This window comes from Myxococcales bacterium, assembly GCA_016716835.1.
GTDB lineage: Bacteria > Myxococcota_A > Polyangia > Haliangiales > Haliangiaceae > JADJUW01.
The window spans coordinates 2,524,853-2,548,107 of sequence record JADJUW010000001.1 but is presented as its reverse complement, the minus strand read 5'-3'; the positions used below and the strand labels follow the sequence as shown (position 1 = coordinate 2,548,107).

19 protein-coding genes are annotated in these 23,255 nt (G+C 63.5%); 12 read left to right on the top strand and 7 right to left on the bottom strand.

Annotation, left to right across the window (positions count from 1 at the left end; all coding sequences use genetic code 11):
• Nucleotide 1 precedes the first annotated feature (1 nt).
• The 12 genes from IPL79_11200 (at nucleotide 2) to IPL79_11145 (ending at nucleotide 15,320) form a co-directional block, all read left to right on the top strand.
• Nucleotides 2-619: a hypothetical protein gene (locus IPL79_11200; GenBank protein MBK9071555.1), complete on the top strand. Its 618-nt coding sequence runs from the start codon at nucleotides 2-4 to the stop codon at nucleotides 617-619.
• Nucleotides 620-780: 161 nt separating this feature from the next.
• Nucleotides 781-2,475, top strand: coding sequence for an AMP-binding protein (locus IPL79_11195; GenBank protein ID MBK9071554.1), 1,695 nt, complete (start codon nucleotides 781-783; stop codon nucleotides 2,473-2,475).
• A complete protein-coding gene (locus IPL79_11190; GenBank protein MBK9071553.1) occupies nucleotides 2,472-3,224 on the top strand; it encodes a glycosyltransferase family 2 protein in 753 nt (250 codons plus the stop codon). Before IPL79_11195 ends, IPL79_11190 begins: the two co-directional genes overlap by 4 nt.
• On the top strand, nucleotides 3,221-4,162 hold the full coding sequence (locus IPL79_11185) for a hypothetical protein (protein ID MBK9071552.1): 942 nt from the start codon (nucleotides 3,221-3,223) through the stop codon (nucleotides 4,160-4,162). The genes IPL79_11190 and IPL79_11185 overlap by 4 nt, the downstream gene beginning before the upstream one ends.
• On the top strand, nucleotides 4,159-5,688 hold the full coding sequence (locus IPL79_11180) for an aromatic amino acid lyase (protein MBK9071551.1): 1,530 nt from the start codon (nucleotides 4,159-4,161) through the stop codon (nucleotides 5,686-5,688). The genes IPL79_11185 and IPL79_11180 overlap by 4 nt, the downstream gene beginning before the upstream one ends.
• Entirely contained in the window at nucleotides 5,685-6,770 is a 1,086-nt protein-coding gene (locus tag IPL79_11175) for a methyltransferase domain-containing protein (protein ID MBK9071550.1), read from the top strand. The genes IPL79_11180 and IPL79_11175 overlap by 4 nt, the downstream gene beginning before the upstream one ends.
• Nucleotides 6,771-6,925: 155 nt before the next feature.
• Nucleotides 6,926-10,963: a tandem-95 repeat protein gene (locus IPL79_11170; protein MBK9071549.1), complete on the top strand. Its 4,038-nt coding sequence runs from the start codon at nucleotides 6,926-6,928 to the stop codon at nucleotides 10,961-10,963.
• A 192-nt stretch (nucleotides 10,964-11,155) separates the two neighbouring features.
• Nucleotides 11,156-12,328, top strand: a complete 1,173-nt coding sequence (locus IPL79_11165) for an ATP-binding protein (protein MBK9071548.1) — start codon at nucleotides 11,156-11,158, stop codon at nucleotides 12,326-12,328.
• A 13-nt stretch (nucleotides 12,329-12,341) separates the two neighbouring features.
• On the top strand, nucleotides 12,342-13,238 hold the full coding sequence (locus tag IPL79_11160; GenBank protein MBK9071547.1) for a hypothetical protein: 897 nt from the start codon (nucleotides 12,342-12,344) through the stop codon (nucleotides 13,236-13,238).
• Nucleotides 13,239-13,296: 58 nt separating this feature from the next.
• Nucleotides 13,297-13,800: a hypothetical protein gene (locus IPL79_11155; protein ID MBK9071546.1), complete on the top strand. Its 504-nt coding sequence runs from the start codon at nucleotides 13,297-13,299 to the stop codon at nucleotides 13,798-13,800.
• The gene (locus IPL79_11150; protein ID MBK9071545.1) at nucleotides 13,797-14,300 is read left to right on the top strand and encodes a hypothetical protein; all 504 of its coding nucleotides are present in this window, start codon (nucleotides 13,797-13,799) and stop codon (nucleotides 14,298-14,300) included. The genes IPL79_11155 and IPL79_11150 overlap by 4 nt, the downstream gene beginning before the upstream one ends.
• Nucleotides 14,301-14,327: 27 nt before the next feature.
• Nucleotides 14,328-15,320, top strand: coding sequence for a hypothetical protein (locus IPL79_11145; protein ID MBK9071544.1), 993 nt, complete (start codon nucleotides 14,328-14,330; stop codon nucleotides 15,318-15,320).
• Nucleotides 15,321-15,569: 249 nt separating this feature from the next.
• On the opposite strand, the gene IPL79_11140 is transcribed toward IPL79_11145, so the two are convergent.
• From IPL79_11140 to IPL79_11110, 7 genes are all read right to left on the bottom strand, one after another.
• The gene (locus tag IPL79_11140; GenBank protein ID MBK9071543.1) at nucleotides 15,570-16,364 is read right to left on the bottom strand and encodes a transposase; all 795 of its coding nucleotides are present in this window, start codon (nucleotides 16,362-16,364) and stop codon (nucleotides 15,570-15,572) included.
• A 570-nt stretch (nucleotides 16,365-16,934) separates the two neighbouring features.
• On the bottom strand, nucleotides 16,935-17,867 hold the full coding sequence (locus tag IPL79_11135; protein MBK9071542.1) for an RDD family protein: 933 nt from the start codon (nucleotides 17,865-17,867) through the stop codon (nucleotides 16,935-16,937).
• 23 nt (nucleotides 17,868-17,890) lie between these two features.
• Nucleotides 17,891-18,928 (bottom strand): stage II sporulation protein M, encoded by a 1,038-nt coding sequence (locus IPL79_11130; protein MBK9071541.1) that lies wholly within the window; start codon nucleotides 18,926-18,928, stop codon nucleotides 17,891-17,893.
• Nucleotides 18,928-20,235 (bottom strand): DUF58 domain-containing protein, encoded by a 1,308-nt coding sequence (locus IPL79_11125; protein MBK9071540.1) that lies wholly within the window; start codon nucleotides 20,233-20,235, stop codon nucleotides 18,928-18,930. Before IPL79_11125 ends, IPL79_11130 begins: the two co-directional genes overlap by 1 nt.
• A 25-nt stretch (nucleotides 20,236-20,260) precedes the next feature.
• Nucleotides 20,261-21,217, bottom strand: a complete 957-nt coding sequence (locus IPL79_11120) for a MoxR family ATPase (GenBank protein MBK9071539.1) — start codon at nucleotides 21,215-21,217, stop codon at nucleotides 20,261-20,263.
• Nucleotides 21,207-22,385, bottom strand: coding sequence for a hypothetical protein (locus IPL79_11115; protein ID MBK9071538.1), 1,179 nt, complete (start codon nucleotides 22,383-22,385; stop codon nucleotides 21,207-21,209). The genes IPL79_11120 and IPL79_11115 overlap by 11 nt, the downstream gene beginning before the upstream one ends.
• Nucleotides 22,382-23,170, bottom strand: coding sequence for a hypothetical protein (locus IPL79_11110; protein MBK9071537.1), 789 nt, complete (start codon nucleotides 23,168-23,170; stop codon nucleotides 22,382-22,384). Before IPL79_11110 ends, IPL79_11115 begins: the two co-directional genes overlap by 4 nt.
• Nucleotides 23,171-23,255: the final 85 nt, after the last annotated feature.

Below are 23,255 nucleotides of genomic sequence, written 5' to 3'. Positions count from 1 at the left end.
GATGCGCACGACGACGTTTTTGCGCGTGGTGTCGACGATCATGATGATCGCCTCCCCGTGGGTCTTGTACTGGTCGCTTACACGCGGCGACGTGACCATGGCGGGGCTCGTGCTGCTGATCTTCATCGTGCTTCGCGCGGTGCCGGCTTGGATGGCCGCGCCCGCCGCGCAAAAACGAGCGACGCTGGTGCTGCCTGCCATTGGCGCCGCGTTTGCGGTGGCCGGCACCTTGCTCCACTCCGGCACCATGTTTTTGCTGCTGCCTTCAGCAACCAATTTTGCCTTCGCCGGCGTGTTCTTTCATTCGCTGCGCGGCACCCCGTTGGTCGAACATTTCGCACGCCTCAGCAAGCCCAACCTGCCCGCCGACGAGGTGAGCTATTGTCGATCGCTCACCAAGATCTGGGGCGTTTTTATGATCATCATAGGCGGCATAGGCATCGTCTTGGCCGTGGCCGCACCGATGACGATGTGGCTGCTCTACGCCGGCGTCATCAGCTACTTGCTCGTCGGCCTGCTCTTTGCCGTTGAGTACGTGGTGCGCAAATGGCGCTTTCGCGACTACGGCCGCAATCCGCTTGACTGGGCGCTAAGCCGCGTGTTCCCTCCCCGGGTCTAGTCCCCAGTCTCAAACAACATGAGCCACTCTACTTGCCCTGGTCGCCGATGCCTTCGTTACGCTTCCCTCATTTGGAACCACCAAACTCGGTCAGCGTGCCTTGGCCTCAGCGACCAGGTCGGCGCATACTGGCTCATAGCATTTGAGACTGGGGACTAGTCATGCGCATCAATGACTTTTTCGCGGACGATTTGGCGGCCCTGTGGTGCCCCGCGCAAGGCCTGACCCAGGCCGGGCTGCGCGCGCAAGCGCAGTCGGTCACGGGCGTGCTCGACGCGGCAACAAGCGGCATCGACCACCCGCCGCGCGTGGCCTTGGCCTGCCGAAGCCTGGTGAGCTTCGTGCCCGGCCTGCTTGGCGCGTGGGCATCTGGCGCCACGGTGCAACTCTTGCCAAACGCGCAGCCCCAGACGCTCCGCCGCGCCTATGAACGCTGTGACCTTTTTTTGCACGACGTCGTCGATGCCAAGCATTTCAGCGCCAAAGACGTCTACGTGCCGGATGTGATCGGCGGGGCCGCCGCAACGCCGGAAACGGCGTCGCAGGTCGCCGACCTAGCTGAGCGGGCAAGCCTGATCTTTTCAACCTCGGGCACCACCGGCGAGGCCGCGCAGTCGCACAAATCAGTGGCGCAGCTCTACGCCGAGGTGAGAGTGCTCGCCGCGCTCTTGGACGACGCCAAGGTGCTGCTTTCAACGGTGCCGGGTCATCACTTGTATGGGCTGTTGTTTGGCGTCTTGGCGCCGCTGCGCCGCGGCACGGCGATCATTACGCAGCAGGCGTTCTTGCCCTCTGAGGTGGCGGGGGCGATTGCTGCGGGCGGTGTCGACGTTTTGGTCAGCACCCCGCCGCATCTCGCCGCGATGCGGGGCGTGGCCATGCCCAAGGGGTTACGTGTCTTTTCAAGCGGCGCGCCACTGCCGATGGAGGTTCATGTCGCGCTGATGAGCGCGCATCGGTGGCAGCTTACCGACGTGCTCGGTTCCACCGAGACCGGCGGGATTGCCACGCGCAGCGCACCGATGGCGAGGTGGCGCGCCTTGCCTGGCGTCGTGCTGAGTACTGACGATGAGATGACCACGGTGACGTCGCCGTGGTGCGATAACGGACGCCACGTGTTGGCGGATCGTCTCGAATTGAACGCTGATGGCAGCTTTGCGCATCTCGGGCGTCGCGATGACGTTGTCAAGATTGGCGGCAAGCGCGTCGCGATTTCGGCGGTGGAGGCCTTGTTGCGCCGCCTTCCGGGCGTTAGCGACGCGGCGGTTTTATACGACGCGCGGCCAGGCGTGGAAGGCAGGCTCAAATACGCGATTGCCGGCGAGCTGCGCGACAAGCCACGCGTCACGGCCGCGGTGCGACGCGAATTTGATCCGGTCTTCGCGCCAAGGCAAATCGTCTTTGTCGACCGCCTGCCACGCGACGCCGTGGGCAAGCTGCCGCGCGCGGCGCTCGCCGCCATGTTTGCCAAGGCACCGCCGGCCGACGCCTCCAATCGTGGAACCGCTGCCGCGGCCGCGCCGAGCGTCCCAATGTCCTTGCAAGGCGACGTGGTCACCTGTGACATTCGCCGCGAGCTACCCTTCTTCGATGGACATTTCCCGATGCTGCCGGTGCTCGCGGGCGCCGTCGTGCTGCAATACGTGGTGCTCCCCGCCGTGCGCTTGCTAGCGCCCAGCCTCGGCAGGGTAGGCGCCCTACGCCGCATTCGCTTCGTGCAGCCTGTGTTTCCCGGCGCGCAAATCCAAGTCACAGGCGTGCGGCGGGGCGATGAGTTTTCGTTTGAGGCCACGAGCGTCGGCAACGTCGTCGCTTCGGGGGTGATCGCCTGCGTGCCCACCGAGGAGGCGCCGTGAACGCGTGCGCCATTATCCCAACTTATAACAATCCGCGCACCCTGCGCGAGGTTGTGCTCGCCGTGCGGCAGCACGTAAGCGACGTGGTCGTCGTCGACGACGGCAGCGGCGAAGAGGCCAAAGCGATCGCCAGTGGCCTCGTCGACGAGGGGCTTTGCACCGTGGTTTGGCGACCGCTAAACGGCGGCAAGGGCGCCGCGGTGAAGACCGGCTTGGCCTGGGCAGAGGCACAAGGCTTTGCCTATGCGTTGCAAATTGACGCCGATCTTCAGCACGACGCGGGCGACATCCCGGCGCTGCTCGCTGCAGCTCAAGGTGGCGACAACATCTTGGTGCTGGCGCAGCCGATCTTTGACGCCTCGGCACCGCGCAGTCGCCTCATCGCGCGCAAGATTTCAAAATTCTGGGTGGCCGTAGAAACGTTAAGCAGGGCGATTGGTGACCCTTTGTGCGGCTTTCGCGTTTATCCTGTGGCGCTCGCCGCGGGCCTTTCGATGAAGGCCAATGCGATGGATTTTGATCCGGAGATTGCCGTGCGACTGGTATGGGCCGGCGCGCGCGTGCGCCACGTGCCGACCAAGGTGGTCTATGTGCCGGCCGAGCGCGGTGGCGTTTCGCACTTTCGCGGTTTTGTCGATACCGCGCTGATCTCGTGGGCGCACACGCGGTTATGCCTCGAAGGCCTTGCCAGGCTCGCGACGTGGCCACTGCGTCGTCTGTGGCGCGCATGCCGGCGAGGGCAGGCGTGAACGAAGACGCAGCGGCGGGCGGCAAGGCGGCGCCGTCGTCATGGCGCTCCATCCCAGAGGCCGGCACCGTGCTTGGCATTCGTTTTGTCGTCGCGCTGGCGCGGCTCGCCGGCCGCCGCGTCGCCGGTTGGTTTTTGTACGGGCTGTGCCTCTACTACGCGACGTTTCACCGCGCCGCGCGCCGCGTCTCGGCGGCGTATTTGCAACGCATGGGGCTACCGGCGACGTTTCGTCAAACCCTACGCCATCTTCACGCCTTCGCGCAGACGTCGCTCGATCGACTGTTTTTCTTGACCGGCAAATGGCACGCGCTGCAGATCGAGCGCCACGGCCATGAGCTGATTGTGCAGGCCGTGCAGCGCAAAACCGGTGCGCTGCTCGTCGGCGCCCATCTCGGCAGCTTCGAGGCGATGCGCGCCGCGGCCGCCCACTTCGCGGTGCCGCTAACGATTGTCGTCGATTTCACCAACGCCGAGCGCGTCAATCGCGTGTTGCAGTCGCTGGCGCCGGGCGCCTTGTTGCGCGTTATCTCGCTCGGCGGCTCGGGCCCGGGCGCCGCCATCGAGCCGATCCTCAAGATCAAGGCCGCGATCGCGCGCGGCGAGCTGGTCGCCATGTTGTCGGATCGCCGCAGCGATCGCGACGAGCGCTGCGTCACCGCGACCTGCCTTGGCGCTCCGGCGCGCTTTCCGCTTGGGCCGTGGATCTTGGCGCACTCCCTGGGCTGCCCGGTCTATTTTGTCGCGGGGCTCTACACCAAGCCCAATCGCTATGACCTTCACTGCGAGCTGCTCGCCGAGCGCGTCGTGCTGCGGCGAGGCGACCGCGCGGGCGCCGCCCAGCCCTACGTCGACCAATTTGCGCAATTTATCGACAAGTACGCCCAATTGGCGCCGCTCAATTGGTTTAACTTCTACGACTTCTGGAGCCAAGCGTGACCCTCGTACCTACCATCTCAATTGGCGACGGCCGGCTGTCGTATCGCGATGTTGTCGCCGTGGCGCTTGGCACACGCCGCGTCGCGCTTAGCCAAAACGCCACCTGGGTGCAGCAAATGCAACGCACGCGCGCCGCGGTGCATGAGCGCCTAAGTGGCCATTCGGCGCTTTATGGCATCAAAACCGGCTTTGGCGCCTCGTGCACGCAGGAGGTCGGTGCCGCGCTGACCCAGGCGCTCGCGACCAACTTGTTTCGCTATCACGGTGCGGGCGTTGGCGCGCATTTCGCGGCCAGCGAGAGCGCGGCGGTGTTGGTGACGCGTCTGGCGCAGCTTAGCGCCGGCTACAGCGGCATCAGGGTCGAGACCATGCAGGCGCTTGAACACTTGCTTGCGGCGGGCGTCTTGCCATGCATGCCCGAGATTGGCTCGGTTGGCGCCAGCGGCGACTTAACGCCAATGTCCTACGTTGCCGCAGTACTCGAGGGCGAGCGAGAGGCGTATTGGCAAGGCAAGGTGGTGCCGGCCGAGGTGGCCCTGCGCGAGGCAGGGCTGGTGCCATGGCAACTCCAACCCAAGGAAAGCCTCTCGATCATGAATGGGACCAGCGTCATGACGGCGTTGGCGTCCATCGGCCTGGCGCGCGCCAATCAGTTCGCGCGTTGGCATGCCACGATTACCGCGTGGAACAGTTGGCTGCTGCAGGGGCAGGCGGCGCATTTTGACGAGCGCATTTTTGTCGCCAAGCCGCATCCCGGTTCGGCGCAATATGCCGCGTGGGTGCGCGACGATCTGGGCGTGCCGGCGCGACCGATTCCGCACGCTGGCAAAGTGCAAGATCCATATTCAATCCGCTGCGCGCCGCACGTGGTTGGCGTCTTGCTCGACGCCGCGGCGCATGCCGCGAACGTCGTCGACATCGAGCTAAACAGCGCCGGCGATAATCCGCTGGTTTGCCCCGAAACCGGCGATATCTTGCACGGCGGCAATTTCTATGGCGGCCACGTCGCCTACGTCGCCGATTCGCTCAAGACGCAAGTTGCCAGCAGCGCCGAGGCGCTTGAGCGCCAATTGATGCTGCTGTGCCACGCGGCGCCAGCGACGGGCATTCCCGAGAACTTGGTGTTGGTGCTCGATGAGTCGCGCGTCGCGCATCACGGGTTTAAGGCGCTGGAGATCACGGCGTCGGCGCTGGTCGCCGAGGCGCTCAAGGCCTGCATGCCCGCCACCGCGTTTTCGCGCAGCACCGAGGGCCACAACCAAGACAAGGTGCCAATGGGCACGCTCGCCGCGCGCGAGCTGCGCCAAGTGCTCGATCTAAGCGAGCACGTCGCGGTCATTTCGCTGTTGGCCGCGGCGCAGGCCACCGATGCCGTCAACGGCGCCGAGCGCCTGCCCGCGCCGTTACGCAACATCTACCAATGGGTGCGGCAGACGGTGCCGGCCTTTGTTGGCGATGAGCGCAGCGATACGTGGATCATCGCGCTGCTCGCGGCGTATCGCAGCGAGCTGGCGAGGTTCGTATGAGCTCGGTGCAGCGCGTCGCCGATCCGAGCACGTCAGCCGAGCTGGCGCGCTTTGAGGCGCAGAAGATGGCCTTTGCGCCGCTAATGTTTCAGGCGATGCGGGTGGCGCGCGATAGCGGCGTGTTCGACGCCTTGTATCGCGCCGGCAAAAAAGGCGTCGTTGCATCCGACGTCGCTCCCACCACAAATGGCTTGTCGCCGTACGCCATAGATTTACTGCTTGAGGCCTCTTTCGTTGCGGGGTTCACCGAATACGATGACGCTCGCTATTACATCAAGAAGGCTGGGGTTTTTTGGCTCAAAGAGCCCGCGGTCCGCATCAATACCGATTTTTCACATCACATTTGCTATCGCGCCTTTGGCCATTTTGAGGCGTCGCTGCGCGAAGGGTTGCCCATTGGCCTACGCGAGCTGGGGGCATGGAGCACGCTCTATGAAGGCCTGTCGTCGCTGCCGCCGGTGGTGCGCGACTCGTGGTTTTCGTTCGATAACTACTATTCCGACGAAGTGTTTGCGCTGTGCTTAGACCGAGTCTTTGACCGATCCGTCGGCCGCATCATGGATATTGGCGCTAACGTCGGCAAATTCGCGCGCGCTTGCGTCGCGCGCGACGCTGCCGTCCAAATCGCCATGGTGGACCTCCCGCAGCAACTCGCGCTTGCGGCCCCGAACATCGAAGCCTTGCCACCAGCGCAGGCCAGCCGCGTCGCCGCGTTTCCTATGAACGTCCTCGCCAACGATGCCGTGCTACCAGGCACCGCCGACGTCATCTGGATGAGCCAATTTCTCGATTGCTTCTCCGAAGATCAGATCGCCTCAATCCTGCGCCGCGCCAGCGCCGCACTCGCCCCCGGCGGCCGCGTCATGATCTTGGAGCTTTTGTGGAATCGCCAGCGCTACGAAAGCGCCCGCTACTGCGTGGTCGCGACCTCGCTCTATTTCGCCTGCATCGCCAACGGCAATAGCCGCATGTACCACTCCGAGGTCCTGCGCCGCCTCATTGAGGCCGCTGGCCTGCGCGTCGTCGCCGAAGACCACGAGGTCGGCGTCTGCCATTCGCTGCTCACGTGCGAGCGAGCCTAGTGCGCCTAGCGCGCAATATGTAGGCAGCCGCATGACATAGGCCCTCACCGAAACGCAAGCAGATCTGCTTGGGCCTGTGGTTGCCACCAGCTAGAATTTTGTTGGTGCCGCGAGCACTGGGGGACAGCATGATGCGAGTATTTATTTTGTGTGCCATGAGCACATGGTTAGTAGCGTGCGGTACAGATCTAGATGTTGGCGACGGCGCATCAAGCGATACCGAGCAAACTAGCGAGGCGCTGACCGGCCAGGACGGCGCGCTTGCGGTTACCACCGCCAACACGGTGCTCAATGACTATGCGGCGCTTAACGCCGACGTGATCGCGGGCGCAACGTCGTTTACGGTCGACGATGCGACGACGCTAAACAACGTCACGTTTGGCAACCTCGCGGCTGGCGATTTGCTCCTGATCGTCCAGATGCAGGGTGCCACCATCGATAGCACCGATGCCGTCGGCTATGGCGCCGTCACCGCGCTTGGCAATGCGGGACGGTATGAGTTTGTCAAGGTTGCGTCGATCGCAGTCAACACCATTACCATCGATACCAGCTGCCAAACGGGGTTGCGCTATGCATATACGTCGGGCGCGGCAGGTCGCACGCAAGTGGTCCGCGTGCCGCAACTTAGCAGCCTAGCGGTAAGCGGCAGCGGCTCGATCGTCGCGACCGCGTGGAATGGTACGCGCGGCGGCATCGTCGCGGTGCATGTTGGCGGCACCGCCAGCATCGACGGCGCAGGCATCGATGTTTCGGCCCAAGGCTTTCGCGGCGGCGTGGTCGATAACTCGACGTCCAACGGCGTCACCACGTATCGCTCCAACGCGGCCGGCAATGGCGCGGAAAAAGGCGAGGGCATCGCCGGCGATGGGGCTCGCTATGATTCGACCTTCAACGGACGTTACTCACGCGGCGCGGCCGCCAACGGCGGCGGTGGCGGTGATGGGCATAACGGTGGTGGTGGCGGTGGCGCCAACGGCAATAGCGGCGCGACGTGGACGGGCCAAGGCGTGATGGACGGTGCGGCCACCGGCGCCACGGCGTGGACGTTAGATCCGGGCTATATTGCCAACGGCAACGCGCTGACGACGTCCTCAGGCGGCGGCCGCGGTGGCTATACGTACTCTGGGAGCGATCAAGACGCGCTAACCATCGGCCCCGGTAATGCGCTGTGGGGGGGCGATTCGCGCCGCGAAGTTGGCGGCCTTGGCGGGCGACCCGTGGCCAACGATCCAACGGGCGGGCGCCTGTTTATGGGCGGTGGTGGTGGCGCGGGCGACGGCAACAATGGCGCCGCCAGCGCAGGCGGTCGAGGCGGCGGCATGGTGTTTTTGGTTGCCAACCAAGTAAGCGGCGCAGGCGTTGTGAGGGCCAATGGCGCCAGCGCGGTTGCCTCCAATGGCAATCCCGGCGATGCGCCTGGCGGTGGCGGCGCCGGTGGCACGATCGTGCTTCGCACCAATGCGCTCAGCGACATTTCGGTCGAAGCCAACGGCGGCGTGGGCGGCAATCAAACGCTCGCGGCCACCAACGAAGCCGAAGGCCCCGGCGGTGGCGGCGGTGGCGGCTTTATCGCCGTGGCTGGCGGTGCGGTTGCACGCAGCGCCACAGGTGGTGCCAACGGCACAACCAATCGCGCGGTGCTTAGCGAATTTCCGGCCAATGGCGCAACGCGCGGTGCGGCAGGCGAGCCCAACGCAGCCGTAACAAATATTGTGATGTGTTCGACCGTCGATTTGTCCATCGCGATCACCGATAGCCAAACCTTGCTCGCCCCCGGCGACAGCACCACCTATACGATCACCGTCACTAACACCAGCACCGAGCCCTTGCCCATCTTTGATGCCGCGGTTGCCGATACGTTTCCGGCGGGCTTAACCGGCGTGACGTGGACGTGCAGCGCAACGGCTGGATCTGCCTGCGGCGCCGCCTCCGGTTCGGGCAATCTTGCTAGCACGGTGACGCTGGCACCGGGAGGCATTGCCACCTACACGGTAAGCGCGACGATTTCCGCTAGCGCGAGTGGGACGCTCGCCAATACGGCGACGGTCACCGCGCCGAGCAACGTGACAGACCCATCTTTGGGTAATAATAGCGCCACGGACAACACCACTATTAATCGCGCGCCGGTTGCCAGCGACGACTCGATCACCGTGGATGAAGACGCCGCGGCGACCGCTGTGCCCGTGCTCGACAACGATAGCGACTTCGACAACAACTCGCTTACCATTATTGCCGTGACGCAACCGAGCAATGGCGCTGCCGCAATCACCGGCGGCGGCACCGGCCTGACGATAACGCCACAAGAAAATTACTTTGGCACGATGACGTTTACGTACACCATCGCTGATGGCCTTGGCGGGCAGGCTTCGGCAACGGTTACGGTTACGGTTTCACCGGTAAATGATGCGCCCGAGATCACGAGCCTCGCGCCGAATCCGGCGACTGAAGCGACGGGCTATACCTATACGCCTGCGCGTGTGGATATCGATGGCCCCGCGCAGAATTGGTCCGTCGGCGCGGGTGACACCTGCGGTGGCGCTGTTGATGCGGGCACGGGCGAATATACGTTTACGCCAGCGGGCCCAACGCCGCCTGCGAGCTGCACCGTGAGCGTGCAAATTTGCGACGGCGGCACGCCAGATTTGTGCGACACGCAGGCCACCGTCGTTTCGATCACCGCGACCAATGACGCGCCCGTGATCACCAGCACCGCGCCGCTGGCGGCCACCGAAGATGCCGCGTATACGTACAATCCAACGCGCGATGATGCCGATGGCCCCGCGCAGAATTGGTCCGTCGGCGCGGGTGATACCTGCGGCGGCGCTGTCGATGCGGGCACGGGCGAATATACGTTTACGCCAGCGGGCCCAACGCCGCCTGCGAGCTGCACCGTGAGCGTGCAAATTTGCGACGGCGGCACGCCAGATTTGTGCGACACGCAGGCCACCGTCATTTCGATCACCGCAACCAACGACGCGCCCGTGATCACCAGCATCGCGCCGCTGGCGGCCACTGAGGATGCCGCGTATACGTACAATCCAACGCGCGATGATGCCGATGGCCCCGCGCAAACATGGACTGTCGGCGCGGGCGACACCTGCGGCGGCGCTGTTGATGCGGGCACGGGCGAATATACGTTTACGCCAGCGGGCCCAACGCCGCCTGCGAGCTGCACCGTGAGCGTGCAAATTTGCGACGGCGGCACGCCAGATTTGTGCGACACGCAGGCCACCGTCATCTCGATCACGGCGATCAATAGCCCGCCCACCTTGGTCGACGATAACGCGTTGGCGACAACGGCCCCCGTCATCATCGAGGTGCTGGCAAATGATAGCGACGTCGACGGCGACACGCTCACGGTCACGGCGGTTAGCGTGCCAAACGCCGGCACCGCGGTCATCAACGTCGATGGAACCATAACCTATACGCCTGATGGCATATTCGAAGGCACCGTCACGTTTACGTACACGGTCTCCGATGGCAATGGCGGCGAGGCCACGGCGACGGTAACCGTGCAGACCGGCGCCGACGACGACGGTGATGGCTTGCCAACGTGGCTAGAACTCGTGCTTGAGACAGATCCTAACGATGCCGATAGCGACGACGACGGCGTCGTCGACGGTGACGAGCCAGCCTATGACCAAGATAGCGATGACGATGGAATCATCAATGCGCTAGATCCAGACAGCGATAACGACGGGCTGTTTGATGGCACGGAGCTCGGCCTAGACTGCAGCAATCCCGACACGGATGCCTCGGCGGCGGCGTGCATCGCCGATGCCGATGGCGGGGCCACGACGACCGACCCGCTGAACCCCGATACAGATGGCGGCGGCGTCATTGATGGCCAAGAGGATGCCAACCACGATGGCGCGGTCGACGCCGGCGAAAGCGATCCCAACAGCGCCGACGACGACGCGCCTCCTGATAGCGATGGTGATGGCGTGCCGGATGACCAAGACAATTGCCCTTCCGATGCCAACCCTGACCAAGCCAATGTCGACGACGATGCGCCGGGCGACGCCTGCGATCCGGACGACGACAATGACGGCTTTGACGACCAGGTCAACGTCTCGGGCGGCAGCATTAATTGTAACGCCGGCTCCAGCGCAGGCGACCTGCCTGGCGGCGGCGGTCTCGCGCTAGCCCTATGCGCGGCGGCGTTTATCGCGCGGCGACGCGGCGTGAGATAGGCCCCAACACCGCGAATAGCGCGCTTGCTTCGTCGCCGAAGACCACGAGGTCGGCGTCTGCCATTGCTGCTCACCTGCGAGCGTGCGTAGCCTGAACGTGTGCTCGCGCGCATCTAACTGAAACTATTGTGATATTATAATCGACAATTGTTCTGTTGATTATCATAATAATCAACAACTATACTGTTGATTATGCTTCATCGCGAGCTGGATTTGCACCCGCTAATTGCGCGCAAGTCATTGTTTTTGTTCGGACCGCGCGCCACCGGCAAGAGCTCTCTCATCGAGCAAACTCTGAGCGATGACGCGCTGGTGCTGTCTCTTTTGGACACGCGTTTGGCGCTTGAGCTGTTGGCCGAGCCCTATCGCTTGGAATCCATTGTGCTTGGGACAGGACGCTTGAATTCACCAATCGTTGTCATCGACGAGATTCAAAAAGTGCCCGCGCTCCTCGACGAGGTGCACCGACTTATAGAGAGCCGCAAGTGGCGCTTTCTGCTCACCGGGTCGAGTGCCCGCAAGCTCAAGCGCGGTGCGGCGAACTTGCTCGCAGGACGCGCCCTGCAAGCCAACTTATATCCGCTGGTCCGCCACGAGATTCCCGATTTTGATTTAGGCCGGTATCTGCTGTTTGGTGGCTTGCCCGCGGTTTACCTCTCGCCCGAGCCCGCGGATGACCTCGACGCCTATGTCAACACCTACCTCCGCGAGGAGATTCAGGCGGAGGGCTTCGTGCGCAAATTGCCGCCGTTTGCCCGCTTTCTCAAGACCCTCGCGATCTCTCACGGTCAGGTGATCAACTTCGCCAAGATGGCGAGCGATACGGGAGTGCCGGCGTCAACGCTTCGTGAATATTTGTCAATTTTGCACGACACGTTGGTGGGCTTCAATTTGGAGGCGTGGGCCGATTCCAAAAAACGCAAAGCCATCACGACCGCCAAATTTTATTTTTTTGACACCGGCGTGCGCAACAGCCTCGCGGGCACACATGTCTTAGATCGGACCTCAAATACGTTTGGCAATTTGTTTGAAACCTTCATCGGCATGGAGCTCCGCGCCTTTCTCGGCTATCGCCGCTCGCGCGAACCGCTCATGTACTGGCGTTCAACCAGCCATTTTGAAGTCGATTTTTTGGTGGGGACAACCGTGGCGATTGAAGTAAAGGCGACCGAACGCGTCAACGAGCAGGATCTCAAGGGCCTACGCGCCTTGGCCGAGGAAGGCGTATTTTCGCGCTACGTGCTCGTCTCGCAAGACCCCTCGCCGCGCGTCGTCGCGCTTGGTGGCGGGGCGACCGCGAGCCTGCTGCATTGGACTGATTTTCTCGATCGCTTGTGGAACCATGAGTTTGTAGCGCGCACCTAAGATATAAGGGGATATGCGTGACCCAACGTCGGAAGAAGAACTCGCGGCATATGCCGCGGAGCTGGAGGCGCGTCGGCCGCCGGAGTTTGGCCTCGGGCGCACGCTTACCAACGCGGTTGCGATGTGGTTTCGCATCGCGCCGGTCGCGCTCATCTTGACGGCCCTGTTTTACGCGCCGCTCTACTTTTACTTTCGCGCCGACGACGCGGCGGAGATGCGAACGCTGATGAGCGGCAAGTGGGAGACGTGGCCCTCGCAGGTCTACGCCATGTTCGCAGTCGCATTCATGCTAGCACTGCTGTCGTACGTCGTCTTTGGCATCTTGAGCACGCAGTCCGTTGCGCCGCTGCGCGCGCTGCGGCGAGGGTTGGCGCGCATGCTGCCGGTTTTGAGCGTCATGATTGCGATGGCGGTGGTGCTGGCGGTGCTGCTGGTTGCGGGCGTATTCGCCGCCGGCACGTTGGCGCGCTCGATCCCGCCTAGCCTGGCGTGGCTGCTCGCGCTCTTGGCACTGACCCCGGCGATCATCGTCATGTCGATGTGGTGCGTCGCCGTTCCTGCCTCCGTCGTTGAGTCACCCGGATTCGCGGGCGCCTTTGCGCGCAGCTTTCGCCTGACCGCTGGCCACCGGCTCGGCATTGGCGGCATGATGGTGCTGCTGTGGTTTGCCGAGGCGGGGCTACAGCGATTGGTCCAGCGCATGGTTGTTGGAAACCTGACCGGCCAAGACTTTGACGCCATGTCCGCGGCCGCACAACTAACCAGCGTGAATCAAATGCTAGCGATTGGCATTGCCTTCTCAGGCCTCTCGGCCAGCTTCTTCGCCGTGGCCGCGTCGGTGCTCTATTATGCGCTCATTCAGAGCAAGGAGCACCTTGGCCCGGCGGCCCTGGCCTCGGTATTCCGTTAATGCCGCGGCAAAATAGTGCTTCCCACCGGGCTAGCTAGCCTGGTAGTGGTGGGGGCCCATGAGCTCGCTGACCATCAACTGCCCCGCGTGCAACGCGACCAATCTGCAAGGCGCGTCAACCTGTATAGGTTGCCAACGGTCGCTGCTGGCGGGCTCCGGCGCGCCTGCCGCGCCATCGAATATGGCCGCCACCGCCGCGACAGGCACGGCACCGGCGTTTGGATCTAGCTCAGGCCAACCGTACACTGCCGGGGCGTTTGCGGGCTTTTCGGCCGCCCATGGCGGCGGCGCCCTCGAGCCCTTCTCGATGGGGCGGGCGTTGACGCTGACGGTCTCAGCCTGGGTCAAGAACGCGACGTTTGTTTTACTCCTGGCGGCGGTGCTGTATCTGCCGCTCTTCTTGTTTTTTCGCGTCGGCGGCATGGAGGATCTTGTTGCCATGCAGGAAGGTGCCCTCACGCTCGAAAGCCGATGGGTGCAGATCTACAGCATTCTCGCGCAATCGCTGCTCGCCGCCGTCTTGGCGTTCGCGATTTTCAGGCGCTCAGCGGCAAGCGCGTGACCTTTGGCGAAGCGCTGAGCACGGGCCTAAAGCGGATGTTTCCCGTGCTCGGCGTAAGCATAGCGTATGGCCTTATTGTCGGCGTTGGGACGCTATTTTTGGTCATCCCCGGCCTAATCTTTATGTGCATGCTTTATGTGGCGGTGCCCGCGGCGGTTATCGAGGCGCCGGGTATTGGCGGGGCGCTGGGGCGCAGCCGCGATCTCACCGACGGGCACCGTCTTGCCATCTTTGGGCTCGCATTGGCGCTCGGCCTTGCCAATATGGGGATGGCCTATCTCATCGAACAGTCGCTGTTTGGCGACCTCACCGAGAGCAAGCTCGAGGCCATGTCGCCTGAAAAACTGGTTTCAACGGTCAACTATGCCATCGTCGTCAACGTCGGCTGGATGGCGATCACCGCGAGCTTCTTCGCCGTCTCGACGGTCGTGGTCTACTTCCTCCTGCGCAAGAGCAAGGAAGGCACCAACGCCGATGAGCTCGCCGCGGTGTTTCAGTAATTGACTTAGCCAACAATTAAAAACCCTATGACCGAAGCTACCGAGCCGTGTCCAGCCTGTAGTACGCCCAATGTGGTCGGCGCGGCGATGTGCAAGGAATGTGAAATTTCGCTGCGAGGCGAAGCGCCGAAAGCGGCGTTTGCGGCCCCTATGGTGATAGGAGAGGTTGGCGCTCCGCCGCCGTGGCAGGCGGCCCTGGGCGAAACGCTGCTGGAGGGCGCCCCCAGCAAAGCAGCCGTCGCCGCCTCCACTGACCATATGTCGCTCCGGCGCGCAGTCGCGCTCACAGCGTCAGCATGGGCAGCCAATGCGCCATTTGTAATTGCGACGGCGTTGCTCTTTTACTTGCCGCTGTATTTGTATTTGTACGCCAGCGACATGACAGACCTGAGCGCTATAGATCCTGAAAACACCTCGGCTCAAGTCAACCGCATCATCTACCAGCTGGTCGTGAACTTTTGTTTGGCTGCGGTTGTCGCCTATGCGGTGTTCCAAGCGCTAAGCGCCAAGCCCGCATCATTTGTGATGGCGGTACGATATGGCGTCGCGCGGGCGTTGCCAGCTCTGGGCACCACGATGGCGGTGGTGATCTTGATCGGCATCGGCAGCCTCATCTGGTTGGGCCTTCCCGCCGTCTTCGGCACCTGCATCCTGTACGTGGCGGTGCCAGCCCGTGTCATCGAGCGGGCTGGTATTCATCGCTCGCTGGCGCGCAGCCGCGATCTTACCAGCGGCAGTCTTGTTCAGATTTTCTTGCTAATTGTCATCTTGCTCTTGGTCCATTTTGGCGTGGCATATGTCCTTCGAAATACGGTCACAAGCTATTTGCAAGCGCGCGCAGAATCGGCGACCGAAGTGGCGTCATTTTTGGCGGTGGTAAACGTAGGAAGCGCGATTGATTTGGTTTTCGCTTCGATATCCGCCAGTTTTTTTGCGGTTTCGACCTCGGTAGTCTACTTCCTCTTGTGCAAGAGCAAGGAAGGCACCAACGCCGATGAGCTCGCCGCGGTGTTTCAATAGCCGCTGCCTCGCCCGCACACGCCGACGCCGACCTAACCAGGATCGCGCGGAAATAGATCCAAGGTGGCGAAGAACAGATGGACGCAGCGATGCCGAGTCGCAGCCGTCTAGTTCACGATAGATCACATCTCCGGATGTGGCCGCCCAGCGCCGCGATGGCGTTCTGGCGCTCATCGTGTTGGCAGGCCTACGCCGCCGCGGCCCAGCACGTTGAAGGCAACACGGATCAGTCACAAGCAGACCACTTGCCTACCCGCGCGGCCCATCGCGCCGCGGATCAATAAGGCCGTGCCGGCGCCATCCGGTGGTTAGCAGCCACGTCGCTGCAGGCGCGACCGGCGCATCGTGCGGCGAGGCGCCGGCCACTCGCAACGCCGCCTCGCAGCTCGGCGCGAATCCTTTAAACCACGCCGCCGAGGTGCAGCGCACATCCACCAGCACCCGCGTGCTCGTTTGCCGACGCCCAGCCGCGACGCGATCCGGCTTGTGCTTAACGCTATTGAGCAGCACGTACACCAGCGCGTTGCGGACTTCTTTGGGCACGGTGAGTCGCCGCGCGTAGTAACGGTCGCGCCACACCTTGCCTTCGCGACCCAGCGCGCGATTGACGGCGCGGGCGATGCGAATCGCCAGACTTGCCATGCCGCTCGACATGGCGCGCTGATCGGCCGCCTCGGCGAGCAAGTGCACGTGCGTATCTTGCACCGAAAATTCGACGATGCGAAACGCGCCGCGGCTAGCGTCGCCCTGCTGCACGCTGTGAACCTGCCGCATGGCGTGCGTGATGACGCGAACCAGCCGCGGCTGGCGCAAATTCGGCACGCCGGGCAAGACCTTCAACGAAATATGCAGTGGATGCGCCGCCTTATGTTTCGGACGACGCAGATGCGACACCATCGCAACTTCGCCGTTGGGCTTACGCCCGGCACCCGGGCGCTTACCCCCGCGTCGCGATCCATCTTTCGCCTTGCGATGCGGCGTGCCAACGGTGAGCTGAAGCTGAGCCCCGGTTTTGCTGGTCCTAACAGATTTAGCGGCGCACATTGATTTAGCATTAATATAAAAAAATTGGGCCACCCGGCTACAAAAATCGACGCGATTTTAAACAAATTGACGCCCCCATCAGCGCCCGGCCCGGGTAAGAAAAAACCCAGGGCCGGGGACGCGGCAGCACAATTGTCCGACCTGCTTCCGATCACTTAGCAGCCATAGTCCGTCGTCCGACGGGATCACAACGACTGCGAGCGACCCAATCGTCGCAGTTGCGCTGGTTTGGCGATGGAGCGCCGGGGCGCTGGCTATAAAATGCCGCGCCCGGCGCCTAAACGTCCAGTCTCACGCGTGAATGAGGGATTTTGCGCCCAGCGCGGCGCACCGGTACGCGTCCTCCAAGTCTGCGGAGGGCAAGTTCTCCGACTGGCTGGCGACAACATCGAAGGAAGGACAGCGGCGGCGAGCCAGCTAACAGACAGAATGATTGCGCGCCAGGTCGCTTGGCGGGGGCGCTTTGGCCCCAAAAGATGTGATGGATCATGAGCCGTCTGGAGGTAAGGAGGCTCGCGAAGCCGTACACCGGGCATTTATTGCCTCCGGCCCCACTCAATGCGTTTCTGTTTAATTAAACTTATCTTTCCGCCGCTTGCCCATCAGCAGGCGCTTTTCAAGCGTGGCGCGCTGGGCGGCGTAAAACTGCTGCAGGAACCACAAGGCCTCGCGAGGCGCGACCTGGTCGCGAAACCCAATCTTGGCGCGAATCGCGTTGGCGATGGTGACGAGTGCGTCGTCGTAGCCGGGCGACGCCGGATCGCGGCGCAGGGTGGCCTCGAGCACGCTGAGCTCATACTCGCCGTAGTGCGCGAGGTGCGCATCGGCAAAGTGAAACGTGCGCGCCGGCGATACGCCATAGGCGCTGCGCGTCTGCGTTTGGGCCTGCGCCTGCGCGTGCGCCTGCGCCGCGCTGAGGTCGTGCAAGAGCTCGGCCTTGGGCACCTCGACCACCCACGTGCCGGCGAGCAGATCGCCAATGCGTTGGCGGTTGCGCGAGAAAAAGGGCAATGCCGCGTTGCCCAGGCCCCATGCCGCAAAGCCTGCCATGACCCACCCCTGGCGCGGCGTCGCGCCAGAGGCTTCGAGATATAGCGATACCGGCAGCCAGATTTCGAGCGCCCGCACCAAGTTACGCACCATAATGGCGCCAAGTTCGAGCCGTCCACCATTGGCATCCATCACGCGAATGCCCATCCATCGCTTGCCAGGCGTGCGCCCACCCCAGCGCGCCTCGAAAAATACAAAATAGAAATTCCAGATGAGGAAGAACGCGAGCTGCAGCACGCCGCCGCCGGCGTCGTCTGCCGCGCCGGCCAGCGACATCAAAAATGCGAGCGCGGCGATGGCGAGCACCTGCATGAGCACATCGAGCAAAAACGCGCCAACGCGTGCCGAGCGCGAGGCAATGACAAATTGTACCGCGACGCCTTCGGGCGTGATTACCTGGCGCGCGCGCGCGGGTTCGCCGGCGCGGTCGTCGGTCGCTAGAGAAGGTCTCATGTCCACGGGGCTCGCCATGGTGTCTACCAACTCCCTGGCATCTGGGCCGCGAGTGCGTCCGTGCGCGCCGCCCGCCGCGCGCCGAGCCAAATGTACGCGCCGAGCAGCAGGGCGCCCGCTACCGCCATCGCGTAGCGCACGTTAATGTCACTGACAGTTTGCCGAATAATGCCCTCGATTAGTCCGGCGATAAGCAGCAAGAACACCGCGCCGAGCATGACCTGGCCCACTTGAATGCCTGCACGCCGCATGGCCGCGAGCATAGAATCGTTGCGCGGCAAAAATAGCGTCGCGCCAATCTTCATGCCGCACGCACCAGCCAAAATGATTGCGGAGAGTTCGGGCACGCCGTGGGGCAAGAGCCATCCCCAGATATCCCAACCCAGGCCGCGGCTGTGATAGAGAAACACAAAGGCGCCGAGATTGAGCCCGTTGTAAAACAGCAACACGAACGAGGGCACACCGAGCAAAAAACCTAGCGCAAACGCGGTGATCGCCACCGTGGAATTATGCGAGAACAAAAAGGCCGCAAAGGCGCTGAGCGCATCAGAAAAGGGCTTGACGTCATAGAGCTCGCCGCGCAGCTCGGCGGTCGTGGACAGCGGCGTGCGGCCTTGCGCACCTTCGCCCATAAAGACGTAGTACATGTCGATATCATGCGAGGTGGCCGCGTAGCCAACCACGCCGCCAAGGCCAAGCGCGAACACCGCAACCAGGATGTACCAGCGCAGCGAGACGATCGCGGCGGGCAGGCGAAAGCGAAAAAAATCGGCAAGGGCGCTGCGGGTGCGCGGTGGCGCGCCGTAGAGCAAGAGATAGCCGCGCGCGCATAGTTGCTCGAGATAGCGCAGCAGCGCCTGATCGAGCGAAATCGAGCGCGCGATGCTCAGGCTCGACACGCAGCCGCGATACACGCGCGGCAGGCGCGTAAGCTGGTCGGTCGAGAGGGCGGCCAGCCCCTGTTTCTCGGCCTGGCCGATCATGGTCTCGAGCTCGCGCCAAATCGCCTCGCGCTCGTGGCGAAACGAAACGCTCTTGCCACCACGGGCACCCTGCATCATCAAAACACCTCCCGGCGCTTGAGCTCGAGATACTTGTCGATGACGGCGATCGACATTTGGCCGACCGGCACCTCGACCCAATGCACGCCTGAGGCGCGCAAGCGCTCGAAGACGCGCAAGCGCTCGCGTTGCAACTCGGCGGCAACCACCGCGCGCGCGACATCATCGTAGGTGCCCGGCTCGGCCAAGGCATGCGACCGCAGCGCCTCATCTTGCATCACCGCCAATATCACCGCGTGCCGTTGCGCCAAGCGGGTAAGATTGTCGGTGAGCAGCTCGGCCATCACGGAGTCGACCAGATCGGTGTAGATGACGATCAGCGCGCGCCGCTGCAGATGCGACATCAGCTCGGTCATGCAAAGCGTGAAATTGGTCTCCTCGGGGCTGTAATCGAGGCCGGCGGCGCGTTTTGAGATCTGCGCAAAGCCGGCTTGGCCGTTGGCCGGCGGCGTCCACGCGGCGAGCTGCGCGCCAAAGGCCGCAAAACCAACCTTGTCGCCGGCCTGTAGGCCGACCCACGCCAACCACAACGCCTCGTGGATCGCATGATCGAGCTTGGTCGCGCCGCCGCTGACCTCATTCATGATGTGGCCGCAGTCGACGCCGACGATGACTTGGTGATTGCGCTCGGCTTGAAACTGGCGGGCGTAGAGCTTGCGGTGGCGCGCGCTCGCCTTCCAGTCCATCGCGCGATGATCGAGGCCGGCCTGGAATTCGCGCAATTGCTCAAACTCGCTGCCATCGCCAATATAGCGCTGGATGCGCTGCCCAATATAGTTTGACGCATGCGCCACGCGGATCGCCGCTTGCTTGACCTTCTCAATGTTGGGCGCGATGGAGACCTCGCCGTGCAGCGCGAGGTCTAGACGATGCGACAAGAGCCCCAGCGGCCCTAGCCATTGCAACATGCAAGTGGAAACTTGGTAGGCGCCGCGGCGCACCGGGCGCAGCGAGAACGCGACGTCATAGGTAGTTTGCGCGGTGGTCGCCAATTCGCGATGGCGTTCGCCAACCAGCTCAGCGGGCGCGGTCAAGGCAACGCGCAACGCCGGTGGTGCCTTGCGGCCGGTGGTGAGATGTAGCGTCAACGTTACGGGCGCGCCAACGTAGCCCACCGCGCTCATCGACGAAGCGGCGGTAAATTGCCGCGCCGACGCCGAAAACGCCAGATCTAGGCCAATCGCGCCAACTAACGCGCCGACGTAGATCGGCCACGCGACCCACCAGGCCGGACCGATCACGAGCGCCGGCACGCACGCGGCAAAGCCGAGCAACGCGATCAGCAGGCAGCGAGGGGTTGGGCGCATGATGAATATGGTTGGTGGTGGCGGCTTAGCGCGGCGCGGTGACGCGACTGAGAATTTGATTAATCGCGGCCTGCGCGGAGACGCCGTCCATCGCGGCGCCAACGCTTGTGCCAACGCGATGGGCGAGCACGGGCACGGCGAGGGCCTTGACGTCGTCGGGTAAGACATAGTCGCGGCCGGCGAGCACGGCGTAGGCCCGCGCGGCTTGGCTCAGCGAGGCCGCCGCCCGTGGCGAGGCGCCGTACCGCAACGCGCCGTGCTCGCGGGTTTGCCGCACGATATCGACGATATAGTCGACGATCGGCTCGGCGACGCGGATCTGCGTCACGACCTCGCGCATCGCCGCAATGTGCTCGGCGGCGACTACCGCGCCAATGCCGAGCGCATCAAGGCTGGTGGTGGCGCGGCGGCCCCCGTGCGAGGCGACGATTGCCCGCTCTTCGTCGCGCGACGGATACGCGAGCACGATCTTAAACAGAAAGCGGTCGAGCTGGGCCTCGGGCAACGGGTAGGTGCCTTCTTGTTCGATCGGGTTCTGCGTCGCGACCACCAAAAAATGGTCGCCGAGCGCGTGGTGCTTGCCGTCGATGGTGACGGTGCGCTCCTGCATGGCCTGCAACAGCGCCGCCTGCGTCTTGGGCGGCGTGCGATTGATTTCGTCGGCCAGCAGCAGATCGGTAAAGATTGGGCCCTTGGTCAGGCTAAACGTGTTGCTCTGGAAATTGAACAGGTTGGTGCCAAGCACGTCGCCAGGCATTAGGTCCGGCGTAAACTGAATGCGCCCAAATTGCAGCGACGAGGTCTTGGCAAAGGCGCGGACCAGCAACGTCTTGGCAAGCCCAGGTTGGCCCTCGAGCAACACGTGGCCCTCGGCGAGCAGCGCGGTGAGCAAAAGGTCAATCGCGTGGTCCTGGCCCACCACGGCCTTGTGCAGCTCGCCGCGAATGCCGCGGCTGATATTGGCAATGGCTTCAAGATTCATCCGTCATCTCCTTGCGCCAGACATAAGCGGCGCGGGCTAGCTGTACCCCATCTTGGGCGAGTTGTTTATCGCTGAGCGTTTGGGTTCTTTGCGTAATGACGGCGAGCGACGTCGTCACGCGGCGGGCGTCTTGCCGGGCGGCCAAGTCGCTGGGCGTCATCGGCTGCGTGCGGCCGAGCGCCACGTTGACATGCAGGCGCGCCGCGTCGAGGTAGCGCAACAGCACGTTGCGGCGATGCGCGGGGCCGTGCAGCAGCGAGGCGGTGTTGCGCACCAGGTAGCGAAAGCCGCCCTCGCGCGCCGCCTCGGGCTCGCCGCCACTGGTATTTTTTGCAAACGCCCAAACCAGCAGCAACCAGACCACCACGCGATGCGCCGCGATGAGCGCGAGCGGGAACGCAAACAGCGCGCGCCACACCGATCGCGACCGCTTCAGGCCATGCACCGTCTCGTCAAAGACGACGGCAGAATCTCCGCCTAGGTGCCGCAGCAGCCCCACCGCAAACGCCGCCTGACCGCGCTGTAGGCCCTGGTTATTAATAAAATCTGGATCGGCGAGAATGTAGACGTTTTCATAGTTCGCATGGCGTGCGAGCAAGATGCCGCCGGTCTCGGTCGAAATAACGGGCTCAAGTGCATCGTCGATGCCGAGCAATTGTAAGTCGGTGACCGCCGCGATAGGCACCGGCGCGCCTTCGGTCCTCCATATCGAAGGCGAGGTCAAGCGCGCGACGCTGCTGCCGTCGAGTTCGAGCGCCGCCAGCACCGCATGCACACGCGAGGTCGACACCAGCGAGGGCGTGCGGACAAAGCCCGCCTCATCTACGTCGCCTTCCCATTTCGGCAAGACGAACAGAATTGCTTTGGGGCAGGGGAGGTCGACGGTCACATCGCGCAGCGACGCGTCCGAGCCGTCTGGTTCGGCGACCACCATCAAGTGCCCGCATGCGCGCGACATCGAGGCATGCTGACTAGCCGCGGCCGGCACGCCGAGCTTACCGAGCAGCTCGAGGAGCGCGCGGTGCCCCAGGAGCGAATATGAATATGTGGTGGTAGGCGGCGCGTCCGCCTCGGTTGTCTGGTCGCCGCCTGACAGCCCCACCATGAGCGCGCCCATGAAGGCGAGGCTCGCGACAACGCCGATCAAGGTAATGGTGCGCGCGTTCATGCGCCCACGCCTGGCTGGCCCTTGCGTGCCGGTCCGCCGCGATAGGTGTTGGCAAAGATGTCAAACGTGGCGCGGCATTGCGCGTAATCGCCGTGCGCGGGCACCTCATCGCCAAAATGAGTGCGTTCGACGGCGCCGATGAGCGCCGCCAACGCCTGGCCTGCCGCGGGCGCTAGCACGAGGTGGCGTGCAATTTCGCGGCTGGTGGCGGCGTCACTAATCTTGTGCTTGGCCACCACCACCAGTTCACCAAGGGTTTGCTGCAAAAGCGCATGGATCGCCTCGGCGAATTTTCCTTCGGCCGCGAGTTGATCGGCGGTCTGGCGCGGCTGCTGCAGCGGGGCCTGGCGCGCGCGCGCGGCGGCAACAGGGGGCGCAGGGGCAGAGGGTGCCGCTTCGTCCGCTGCCGCCGTCGCGGCGACGTCGATGGCGCCTCCGGGCGTAATCACCAGGGCCACTACGGCGAGAATGACCACGATGGCGAGCACGATCCAAACCAGTGAGCCAAACGATGTGCTGGTCGCGCTGGCGTCGCGGCGCTGCGAGCCGTCGCGCGTCGATTTCTTCGGCGGGACAGCGCTCGGCTGCCGCGCCGTGTCGTCGGCTGGGATGGCGTTACCAGCCCCGGCCACGTCGTCAACTCGTTGATAGCGCGCATCGAGCACCTCGGCCGCGGCCTGGTTTGGGTCCCACGCCGCGGCATCGGCGCTGGCCAGAGGCGCCTCGCGAGCCGCCCACGCGCAGCACACCGCAAGCACTGCCAAATACGTGACCCACCGCCGCATACGCCGCGCGCATCGTAGTCGCTCCATCCCTATCAAACCAAGGGTGGCTGGCTCCATTCGATCGACGTTTTTCGAGGGCAAACTC